Below are 11,399 nucleotides of genomic sequence, written 5' to 3'. Positions count from 1 at the left end.
TTGTCTATGAACAGTCTGTAAATGGTGGCGCATGCAATGTCTCCATGGATAAATCGACCCCCTAACGTTTTCAAGCTGTCTCAACGTAGGAGCACTTGACGCTCGCCTAGTCCGTAAACGGGGTATGCCAGTCTGCAAGCTTTGGGACGCCCAATTGAGCATCAAAGTTTCTGAGATGACTTGCGGCTGTACCCCAATGACGGCATTAGATGCCATGTCAGGTAGTGGTTACAGAGATTTGATCTTAATCATGTTTTGATCAAGCATTATCTGTATTTGGGAGAACAGTAGGTCCTTTAAGGTCCTGATTGAACAGTGCTCTGTCGGCTACAACATTGATTTAAGTATCAACATCATCGGCCGCTACAGATGCAACCTCTACACTCAAGGCTGGTTCACCTGAATCGGATGACTGGAATACAACGCGCAGCATGGGTGGTGCTAGAAACGTTGTTGAAATCACCATAACAATGATGGCTGCTTCTAGTGGACGTGATAAGGCACCACTAGCTGAACCAACACCGGCGAACACCAGTCCAACTTCTCCCCTGGGAATCATCCCGACGCCAATGGCTAGACGATTAATCTCAGGTTGCCCCAAAATAGTGAATCCTGTGATCACTTTGCCAATAATAGCAACAATAATCAAAAATGCGGCGATGACCAGTCCTTCACGATTCTCTGGTACCAGTGGGTTGAGAACGCTAACATCGGTTTTTGCCCCCACACAGACAAAAAAGATAGGGACAAACATGTCTGCTAAGGGGATGACTTGTTCTTCTAGTTCTTTATGTTTGTCGGTTTCGGCTAGGACTAATCCAGCTGTAAAAGCGCCCAGAATGGCTTCTAAATGAATGGCTGTAGCGATATAAGACAGAAAGAAGACAAAGATTAAGGACGATAGGAGCAAGTCACCGCGAGTTTGTAGTTTGTCGACGAGGGCAACAAAGTAGGGACTCAAGAAACGGCCAAGGACAATCGAGCCGACGAGAAAGACAACGGAACTAATCACCAAATAGACAATATTGGAGATTTCGACTTCGCCGGTTTTAGCTAAGCTGGCAACGACGGCTAAAACAATAATGCCTAGGACATCATCCAGCACCGCTGCCCCAATAATGATTTGCCCTTCTTCCGAACTCAGTTGCTGTAACTCAGCCAGGACTTTGGCGGTAATGCCGATACTCGTTGCCGTGAGGGCTGCCCCAGCAAAAATGGCTGGAATAGCTGTCATATGAAAAAGGTAGATTAACCCCAATGTCCCTGAAAGGAAGGGAGCAACTACCCCGACGACTGCCACAATGGCAGCTTGAGGGCCAACTCGGATTAATTCTTGCAGATCTGACTCTAAACCAATCTCAAAAAGTAAGATAATCACGCCTAGTTCGGCGAGTACGGAGATGACTTCGCTATAGGTTTGCGACACTGCGATCGCAGTTTCAGTACCTGCTCCAGTAGTGGATCCTAAAAAGCTGACTAGCATAGAGGGTGTGGTTTCTACCGCCCCCGCTTCTGGAAACATCAACAAATGTAGGGCTGAAACTCCAACGACAACACCCCCGACGAGTTCGCCCAAAACTGGCGGTAGATTAATGCGGGCACAGAGTTCTCCACCTACCTTGCTTGCCAGATAAATCACCATCAGGCTGAGGAGCACCCCGGCTAAAATCAGCGGGGCTTCTTCGGCTCCCACACTCGCCTCTCCACTCACTTCAGCTAACGGTAAAGCAGGCGCAAAATCCATAAGGGAAGGCATCCCCGCTACCGTTGTAACCGAAGGAATCAATACATCAGCCATACATTTTAGGGATAAAGAGGACTTATAAAGTGGAAGTCGGCACAGCCATTAACCTACACTGCCAAAACCGTAGCAAATTGCTCAACATCCTGTAGTCAATAGATGGGGGTGCTTGGAAGCCAAAGACTTAACCAAATACGCGATGGTTTAAACAAGGCATTTGCTGTCGCACTTGATCTAGTCGAGAAGGTTCGATGGCAGCTACAGCTACCCCTGGCTCAATGCTGGCATCTGCTAAGACGACTCCCCACGGATCAACGATCTGAGCATGGCCATGGGACTGACGGCGAGAGTTGTGAAAACCCGTTTGGGCTGGGGCAATTACGTAAGTGGTATTTTCAATGGCACGAGCTTGGAGTAACACTTGCCAGTGGTCTTTTCCGGTAAAAGCAGTAAATGCAGCAGGAACAAACAGCACGTCTGCGCCAGCCTTAGACAAAGCCCGATAGAACTCGGGAAAGCGGACATCGTAGCAAACGGACATCCCTAAGTTGCCATACTTGGGTGACGAGTAAATGGGGGGGATCTCAGATCCGGCGAGCACAATTCCCGATTCATGATAAATATTGCCGTCTGGGAGCTCAACGTCGAAGAGATGGACTTTGCGGTAACGAGCCAGCTCTTGACCATTGGGAGCGACGAGTAGGGCTGTATTGTAAACTTTGCCAGCCTCAGCAGGAACTGGATATCCACCTCCCAAAATCGTAATTTGGAACCGCTGAGCCATGGTTTTGAGAAATTTCTCAGATTCTAAACCAATCGTCTCAGCTTGTTCGATTTTGGCTGCTTCATCTCCGAGAAAAGAGAAGTTTTCGGGTAAACATACTAACTCGGCCCCGCGGCGCACTGAGAGCTCAATTAAATCTGTGGCTTGGGCCAAATTTTTGTGTAAATCTGGCAAACTGGTCATTTGAACTGCGGCAGCAAGGTAGGGCTTCATAGCGTGTGGCGAACGATGAAAGGCATAAACTAACTCATCGTAAAGCTTTGCGGGCCATCCTCGTCAAGAGATCCTCGTAAAAGAACATATTTGCGAAAAAAGAGGGCGAGTTTAACTCACCCTCTTTTCAATGATTGGCTAGTGTTTGAGCTTATAGCTGGGGAACAAAGCGTTCTTTCTCAGGTACCGTCGTGTATTCTGCCAGAATATGACGTAATTCTTCACCGTCAATGGTTTCTTTCTCTACTAAGAGGTCAACCAATCGGTCAACCGCAGGACGATGGTCCCGAACGATGATAATCGCTTCTTCATAGGCATGCTGAATCAATTCACGAACTTGGGCGTCAATGCGACCTGCAATTGCATCGGAGTATTCAGATCGAGACATTAGGTCTCTCCCCAGAAATACATCTGCTTGCTGACCTTCTAAAGACAGGGGACCTAAATCAGACATTCCGAATCGGGTCACCATCTGTCGGGCCATACCTGTCACCTGCTGCAAGTCGCCGCCGGCACCCGTGGTTACTTCTGCATCACCAAACACAACTTGCTCGGCAGCACGTCCACCCATCGCTCCTGCCATTCGGGCTTTGAGTTGCGATCTCGATACCAATTCCTGCTCATCCGAGGGAGTAAACCAAGTTAAACCTTGGGCTTGGCCTCGAGGGATCAGGGTCACTTTTTGGACGGGATCATGTTCTTTCTTGAGAGTGCCAACAATGGCATGACCGATTTCATGATAGGCAATCAAGCGCTTGCTCTTGCTATCCACTAAGGGAGTGCCTTCCATACCGGCGACGACCCGGTCTACGGCATCATCGATTTCAGAAAGTGTAATGGCTTCTTTCCGACGACGAGCGGTCAGAATAGCCGCTTCATTCAGTAAGTTAGCTAGGTCAGCCCCAGTAAAGCCAGGGGTGCGGCGAGCAATCGTTTTTAAGGAAACGTCTTCAGCTAGCTTTTTATCCCGAGCATGCACAGACAGGATCTCTAGGCGACCCTTGATATCCGGGGCATCTACCGTGACTTGACGGTCAAATCGGCCTGGACGGAGTAAAGCGTTGTCTAAGACGTCAGGGCGGTTGGTGGCAGCAAGAATAATAATTCCGGTGTTGCCCTCGAAGCCATCCATCTCAGTCAAGAGCTGGTTAAGAGTTTGCTCTCTTTCATCATTACCGCCACCGATACCAGCGCCCCGCTGACGACCAACGGCATCAATCTCATCGATGAAGATAATACAAGGGGCGTTTTCCTTGGCTTTTTTGAATAGGTCACGGACTCGAGAAGCACCGACACCTACAAACATTTCTACAAATTCTGAGCCAGAAATACTGAAGAAAGGAACACCTGCTTCACCTGCAATAGCTTTGGCGAGTAAGGTCTTACCAGTTCCAGGAGGGCCAACTAACAAGACTCCTTTAGGAATCCGGGCGCCGACGGCTGTGAACTTCTCTGGCTTTTTCAGAAAGGTGACGACTTCTTCTAGTTCTTCTTTGGCTTCTTCGACACCGGCTACATCATCAAACATGACTCCGGTTTGGGCTTCCATTTGGAAGCGGGCTTTGGACTTACCAAAGTTCATGGCTTGGCCAGGTCCACCAGGGACATTGCTAGACCGACGGAAAATAAAGAATAGACCCACAATCAAGAAGATGGGGAAAATTAAGTTGCCGAGTAAGCCCCAAACAGCTCCTGTATTGCGTTCTGGGTGAATATCAAAGTCAACCTTGTCTTCTCTGAGTTTGGCAATCAGCTGGGGAGCTGACCCAGGTAGGGCCACGCGGACTCGCTGAACTGGACCGCCAATTTCTATGTCTGTCGTCTCAATAATGGCGGTTTGGCCACCATCAAATAGATCGACCTTCTGGATTCGGCCTGCTTCTAGATAGTCAAGAAACCGACCGTAGGTCATCCGTGAGTTTGCAGCATTACTCGTTTCTGGTGTGGTGTTTGCTGCAGGGGCAAAGACACTTTGCCAGAGGAAGAACACAATCAATAAAGATGGCAAAAGCCACAGAAGAAGTATTTTCCAAGAAGATTTCATCGTTTATATGGGCCCTTTCGGTAAAAGCAACGCACAGCCTTGCTTGGGGTTTGGCATGTCTGAAGCGAAGCGAGAACGATCTCAACCGACTTTGTATAAACTCTTTGAGAGTTCCCTCAGGATTGGACCTCGTGAAAAGCCAACTCGAGACAAGTCGAACATCAATCTTAACTAAATTTAACTTAATTCTCAGGCGGTGGACAACTTAGATGGAGAGTTTTTGTAGATAAATGAGAGGTCAATCCATTTCCCTGACTTGGTCTCCATCTCGATGTCGTGTTCTGCAACGTAGGGGCGTTGGCTCTAAATCGATTAATCTTATCGATGATTGAAGTTTAAAGATGGGGGATAGATGTCCATAGGTGCCACAAAATCTGGGCAGCAATCCGGTTCGTAATAGGTTTGTTCTCAACTAATGAAGCGTTAAAGGTTGCTGGTAGAGGGTCTAGGGATAGCTGCTCAAGTAACCGTTTGCTTTGGCTAAGGGAGATGGGGTGTTCAGGATCGAATTGAAAACGGTCTAGGCTGTTTTCCCTTACAAGCTGAGCTCTAGCAGCAGAGGGGGTTGGTTCTAGAGAAGCAAGATTCGAGATGTCGGATTCAAGGGACCATTGCAATACTTGTGCCAATGCCCTCCGAAAGCGCCTCCAGATGACAGCCTGATCGGGCATGAAGTTTAAGGTTTGCAGGTTCTGGAGTGGGAGAATTCCTGTGGCTGTTAACACTTGAATAGCTGCAAAGTCTGGATCGTCATGACTTACGTCGTTAAACCAAATGATGGGAATGCCCTGATGGGTTAGATGGGTTTGGAACTGTATTCGTAGTGTCTGCTGTTCCGTGATGTTTTGTATGGTCACGCCTTCCATAAGAGCAAAGGCGGCTAAATGACCTCCAGCTTCACCAATGGCCCATTCCATAGAATGCATGCGATAAGAGGCATTGGTAATGTGAGTGGTGCCGATACTTTTGGCAGATAGGATCAGCCCTTCAGTATCTATGGGGATTAAAGCTGACAAGGGCAGAGTAAACGGCAGGGCATCGTGACCATCTCCTAACTCCACATGTCCAGGGGCATGGTTGGGGTGAACGTCGAGGTAATGGTATTGACCGATGCCCACGCTGTCTGTAAAAGTCCGGGCTCGCATCTGATTGGGGAAAAATTTGGCCGCAACATCTTCATGGCGAATGGTGGTGAGTGCGATGCCGCGGCGGGCTTCTCGGATATAAGGTTCTAGGGCAATACCATCTTCGGTCCAGGTCAAATCTCCTCTGGGTTTGAGTTCGGGGTGACTATGAGTTTGGAGGTAGTGGATATAGGCTTGGGTGCGATCGCGCGCCCGTATCACCTGTTCTTGTCGTTTCTCTGGGCTAATTCCGACTAGGCAACCAAAGGGATAATCATTGCCACACCCTAGTGGAGCTGAGGAATCTGGCGGCCCGCCATTAACCCCTAAGGGACTTGTGGCCCAGTTGAGAACAGTGATATCTCCAGGCTGAACGGCATCACTATCCTGACTGCGATACACCCGACGATACCGAAACATACCGTCTGGATCGTAAAAGTCATATTTTTGCCATTGATCCGGCTGGTGGATCCAAAACTCATCGGTGAAATCGCAGGATTGTAGCCATGGTTGATGGTCATACCCTGATGGGGCTGATAGGGGGGATGTATGTTGGGAACTACGCTCGACTACGGCACAAAACGTGATGGCCTGCTGGCATTCAGGGTGAGAATCTTCGGGTAATGCGGCTTCCTGGGTTTGGGAACGGGACTCTTGCCCCACGCGCGAGGGAATATTGCCGAGTTCGAGCAGGTCCCCCAGATCCGTGGCCTCAATAGTGATTTGTGCCCTAACGGTGAAGTGATGGTGAGTCTGTGCATCTTTGAACTGAACGCCCATGATTCGGCGTGGCGATTCTTCCATCAATATCTTTATGGGAGTTGACCAAGGAATAAGCGTCAATAAACCTTGCTCTAAATAGGGCCGAATCGCTGTATTAAGACAGTCTGCAGCTACTGTTGGCGTGACGGACAGATGACTAACCCAACTGCCTCCAGGATTTTGAATGATTTGGTTATTAACGGGTTGTTGCTGACGTTGGCATTGTCGGAATTGTCGTTGTGATCGCGACAATGCAAAGCACTCACTATCCCTTAATTGATTGGGATCTCGTCGATGGGAGGGGATCAGCTCATAGGGGGTTAATAACTTGCCATCATCAGAGGCCGGTAAGCCTTGGGCTGTGAACTGTCCGCCTAGGACTAGTTGAGGCTGCACTAAGCACACTTGGCTCCCAGCCTGTAACGCTCCTAAGGTTGCTCCATAGGCGGCGGTAGATCCCCCCACAATCAGGATGGAGGTGACTAATTCCTGGTCGGCGGTGGGGCGGAGGAAGAAATGCTCCTCAAAGATGCCATTACCCGTCATATTCATGGTCTAATTGGGGCCCTCTCCTACAAAACGTGGCTAGAAAGCCAACTGCATTATGGCTTGGGCAGCTGCATTTTATGGCTCAAGAGTGCCGATACATTTGTTTACATATGGGACATATTTCTTAGGTTAAAGAAACTTAAGTTTTAACTCTGAAAAATTTGAAATAAAAGATTTTCTTCAGGATCAGTTTTTTCACAGTAATTCATCAAAAATGATGACTCTGCTCAAATCAAGTAAGCGACTATGGAGTCAGCTTTTGAAGACCTAGGAAAAGAGAAGCGGGATAAACAGGAGATCGGTCAAAATCTAGGGATGAATTCCTATTTTTAACGCCCTGTCGATTGACCACCCATCACCTGAAATTTGTTGCTGTTAAAATAAGGTCTTGCAGGCAGAGACAGGGTTTTAAGCCTTTCCCTGCTTGACATACACACTTTTTTTTAGCAAGTACGATTAACGAAATGAAAAATCGACTCGACCCTTAATTTGGTTCTGTCGTCGGTATTTCCGTCCACCCATGAATTATGTAAAATTTCTGAAATTTATCTTTGTTTTATTTAATAGTCTATCGATTCCACGGAGCAGCTTAGCTTGATGTTTAGCTGCTGCCGCCAGAATCAGGAAGACAGTTTGTGGGGATACATTAATCGATCTCTTGAAATGGGAAACTATGACTGAATTTGCATACCTAATACCCCTATTTCCTTTGATTGCGTTTGCAATCAATCTTTTCTTTGGTCATCGGTTAGGTAGTTTCTCTGGATGGATTTCAGTCCTGACAAGTGTTGCCTCTTCGGCCATTGCTTTACCGGCAGCTTGGGCAGTCGCCCAAGGCGGCCAGTACTCCCATGAGTGGCTGTGGTTGACCTTAGGAAATTATGACCTCAATTTTGGCTATTTATTGGATCCACTCTCAGCTACCTTGCTGTTTGTGGTGACGGTGATTGGTACCCTGATTCAGGTCTATTCCATTGGCTATATGCACGGTGAGAAATACTATCACCGGTTTTTTGCCTATGTGTCCCTGTTCATGGCGGCCATGCTGACCTTGGTCATTGCCAACAATTATGTGCAGTACTTCATGGCTTGGGAAGTCATGGGTCTCTGCTCTTATTTGCTAATTGGTTTTTACTTTCACAAGGATTCAGCCGCGAATGCCTCTCGGAAAGCCTTCTTAACCACCCGCGTTGGTGATGTGGGCTTATTTCTCGGCATCATGACCTTGTTTGTGACGGGTGGCACTCTCAGCTTTGTGGATCTTCCCAATGCTGTAGAGACAGGTGCACCGTTGCTGTGGCTGGCAGCTCCTTTGATCTTTTGTGGAACCGTCGGTAAATCGGCTCAATTTCCGTTGCATGTCTGGTTGCCAGACGCCATGGAAGGCCCGACTCCGGTGAGTGCCTTGATTCATGCGGCGACGATGGTGGCGGCAGGTGTTTATCTGGTTGCTCGCTCCTTTGTGCTGTTCACCAGTTTCCCGGCGGTGATGCCCTGGGTGATGGGGATCGGCACCTTGACCGCTTTTATGGCGGCTTATATTGCCTTAACCGCTACGGATATCAAAAAAGTTCTGGCCTTTTCCACTATTTCCCAGTTGGGTTATATGGTGACAGCCATGGGCTTGGGTGGCATGACCGCAGGGACGTTTCACCTGATGACCCATGCCTTCTTTAAGGCGTTGCTATTCCTTGGTGCAGGCAGTGTGATCCACGGTGCCCATGAACAAGATATGCGCCAATTAGGCGGTCTGTTCGGGAAGATGAAGCAGACGGGTGCGACCTTCATTATTGCCTCTTTGGCAATCGCTGGGGTTCCTCCTCTGTCTGGTTTCTGGTCTAAAGACGAAATTCTGCTGGAAGCTTATAAAGAAGGACATTTCTTGGTATACGGCATCCTCTTGTTGACGGCTTTTATGACGGCCTTCTACATGTTCCGTGTCGTGTTTATGACCTTCTTTGGCAAAGCCCGTAACCCTGAGATTCATGCCCATGAATCTCCAGCATTGATGACAGTGCCCCTTTGGTGTCTAGCTATTGGTGCCATCTTTGTGGGTATCCCCGGTTCACCGTTTATGGATAACTGGTTCCAGGCGTTCATCTCGGGTGAACATCATGCGGCCGCGATTGACTGGATGGTGATGGGATCTTCGATTGCTGCGGGTGTATTGGGGATTGGTCTAGCAGCAGTGCTCTACCTCGCTAAGCCCCAATGGCCGGTTGCGATCGCAACCACGTTTCGTCCTCTCTACCTGTTGTCCATTAACCAATTCTGGATTGATGACATCTATTCCGTCTTAATCCTCAATCCTTTTCAAGCGCTGGGAGAACTCCTATTTGGGTTTGATCGCCTCGTGATTGATGGCTTAGTCAACAGTTCAGCTACCGCCATGCAGAAAATGAGCCAAATCCAGCTCTGGATTGATCGCAACATTGTCGATGGGCTCGTTAATCTCACTGGCCGAGGCACCGTCATTGGCGGCGATATCCTCAAGCTGTTCCAAACAGGGTCTACCCAGTTTTATTTATTGATTACTTGCATTAGTGTTCTGGCCTTCCTGTCCGTTGAATTAACGACAGGTTTCCAAGAACTTCCTTTGCTCAGAGAGGAGTTTTATGGCATCTCATCTTTTATCCTTGATAATATTTTCCCCGCTCGTTGGGGCGGTCATAATCCTTTTGCTCCCTAAGGCTCAAGAAAGCCTTTACAAATGGATATCTTTGGCCAACATGGTTGTGGTGAGTGCGCTTGTATTTGCAGCATTTCTCCAATTTGACCCGAATCAGACTGGCTTTCAGCTGGTCGAAAAGACCCTCTGGATTCCTCAGCTTAATGTCTATTACCTGCTGGGAACCGATGGTATTAGCTTTCCAATGGTGGTCTTAACCGCTTTAATTTCTACCCTGGCCAGTATCGGCTCCTTCAGTATCAAGAAACGGGAAAAGGAATACTACTGCCTGTATCTCTTCCTAGTGACCGGCATGATGGGGACCTTCCTGGCTCTAGACATGATTTTGTTCTATGTCTTTTGGGAAGTGGTTCTCGTTCCCATGTACTTCTTGATTGGTATTTGGGGGGGAGCTAGGAAAGAGTATGCAGCGATGAAATTCTTTCTGTATACCTTTGCCGGTAGCTTGCTGATGTTGGTTGGCATTTTGGGGCTGTACTTTAACTCCGCCCCTCACACCTTCAACATTATGGAGCTGGTAAACCAAGACTTTAGCTTTGGATTTCAAAAGCTGGTCTTCTTAGCGCTCTTTGTGGGCTTTGCAGTCAAAGTTCCCACCTTTCCTTTCCATACTTGGCTACCCGATGCTCACGTGGAAGCTCCAACCCCCATCAGCGTGATTCTGGCGGGTGTCTTGCTCAAAATGGGAACTTACGGATTCTTCCGCTTTAGCTTCCCTATTTTGCCGGAAGCCGCGAACTGGTTTCGACCTTATCTCGCCATTTTGGCGGCCATTGGTATTGTCTACGGTGGTTTTATTGCTCTCGCCCAGACCGACTTTAAAAAGATGGTGGCCTATTCCAGCATCAGTCACATGGGATTCGTGTTGTTGGGCCTAGCAGCCTTCTCCACCAATGGCTTTAACGGGGCCATGCTGCAGATGTTTAGCCACGGTGTGATCACTGGAGCCCTGTTCTTGCTGGTAGGCGTGATTTATGACCGGGCCCACACCCGCGATATGAACGCTTTTGGTGGGTTGAATGCTCAACTTCCGGTTTACTCTGGATTTTTGGTATTCTTCTCCCTCGCCTCTTTGGGGCTACCGGGTCTTAGCGGCTTTGTCAGTGAGTTTCTAGTCTTGCTGGGTGCCTATGAGTACAGCAAGCTATATACTGCTTTTGCCTGTTTAGGCATTCTCTTAGCAGCCTGTTATCTCCTGTTTATGGTGCGTCGGGTGCTGTTGGGACCTGCCAATCCTAAGTGGGACAGCTTGCCGGATATCAATATCCGCGAGGTAGTCACTATCATTCCTCTTTTGGTTATCACCTTAGGAATTGGTATTTATCCTCGATATATCCTCAGCTTCTTTATTCCTACACTGCAAGATTTGCTAGCCAGTATTGGCGGCACCGTGATGTAGCTTAAAGCATTAATAACTCCTCACTCAAAGCCCCCCAGCGTTTCCTGGGGGGCTTTTGCTTATGATTCACAATTTTAGCGAGGCCGAAACGCTA

6 protein-coding genes are annotated in these 11,399 nt (G+C 48.3%); 2 read left to right on the top strand and 4 right to left on the bottom strand.

Annotated features, from left to right (window positions below):
- Positions 1-340 precede the first annotated feature (340 nt).
- From I1H34_RS22070 to I1H34_RS22055, 4 genes are all read right to left on the bottom strand, one after another.
- Complete coding sequence (locus tag I1H34_RS22070; RefSeq protein ID WP_235111073.1) at positions 341-1,744, bottom strand: cation:proton antiporter; 1,404 nt, start codon at positions 1,742-1,744, stop codon at positions 341-343.
- Between the two features lie 181 nt (positions 1,745-1,925).
- On the bottom strand, positions 1,926-2,738 hold the full coding sequence (locus tag I1H34_RS22065) for a carbon-nitrogen hydrolase family protein (protein WP_212663066.1): 813 nt from the start codon (positions 2,736-2,738) through the stop codon (positions 1,926-1,928).
- A 151-nt stretch (positions 2,739-2,889) separates the two neighbouring features.
- Positions 2,890-4,782 (bottom strand): ATP-dependent zinc metalloprotease FtsH2, encoded by a 1,893-nt coding sequence (ftsH2, locus tag I1H34_RS22060; protein ID WP_212663065.1) that lies wholly within the window; start codon positions 4,780-4,782, stop codon positions 2,890-2,892.
- Between the two features lie 335 nt (positions 4,783-5,117).
- The gene (locus I1H34_RS22055) at positions 5,118-7,220 is read right to left on the bottom strand and encodes an FAD-dependent oxidoreductase (protein ID WP_212663064.1); all 2,103 of its coding nucleotides are present in this window, start codon (positions 7,218-7,220) and stop codon (positions 5,118-5,120) included.
- 670 nt (positions 7,221-7,890) lie between these two features.
- On the opposite strand from I1H34_RS22055, the gene nuoL reads away from it, so the two are divergent.
- Together nuoL and I1H34_RS22045 are read left to right on the top strand one after the other, a co-directional pair.
- Entirely contained in the window at positions 7,891-9,906 is a 2,016-nt protein-coding gene (gene nuoL / locus I1H34_RS22050) for an NADH-quinone oxidoreductase subunit L (RefSeq protein WP_212663063.1), read from the top strand.
- On the top strand, positions 9,833-11,305 hold the full coding sequence (locus I1H34_RS22045) for a complex I subunit 4 family protein (protein WP_212663062.1): 1,473 nt from the start codon (positions 9,833-9,835) through the stop codon (positions 11,303-11,305). Before nuoL ends, I1H34_RS22045 begins: the two co-directional genes overlap by 74 nt.
- Positions 11,306-11,399 lie beyond the last annotated feature (94 nt).

Source organism: Acaryochloris marina S15 (genome assembly GCF_018336915.1).
In the GTDB taxonomy this organism is placed as follows: Bacteria; Cyanobacteriota; Cyanobacteriia; order Thermosynechococcales; family Thermosynechococcaceae; genus Acaryochloris; species Acaryochloris marina_A.
This window is presented reverse-complemented; position numbering and strand designations above follow the sequence as displayed.

Bases quoted from the DNA above. Each gene is read 5' to 3' on its own strand.
- I1H34_RS22065 (WP_212663066.1), bottom strand. From the start codon at position 2,738: ATGAAGCCCTACCTTGCTGCCGCAGTTCAAATGACCAGTTTGCCAGAT.
- I1H34_RS22045 (WP_212663062.1), top strand. From the start codon at position 9,833: ATGGCATCTCATCTTTTATCCTTGATAATATTTTCCCCGCTCGTTGGG.
- ftsH2 (WP_212663065.1), bottom strand. From the start codon at position 4,782: ATGAAATCTTCTTGGAAAATACTTCTTCTGTGGCTTTTGCCATCTTTA.
- I1H34_RS22070 (WP_235111073.1), bottom strand. From the start codon at position 1,744: ATGGATTTTGCGCCTGCTTTACCGTTAGCTGAAGTGAGTGGAGAGGCG.
- I1H34_RS22055 (WP_212663064.1), bottom strand. From the start codon at position 7,220: ATGAATATGACGGGTAATGGCATCTTTGAGGAGCATTTCTTCCTCCGC.
- nuoL (WP_212663063.1), top strand. From the start codon at position 7,891: ATGACTGAATTTGCATACCTAATACCCCTATTTCCTTTGATTGCGTTT.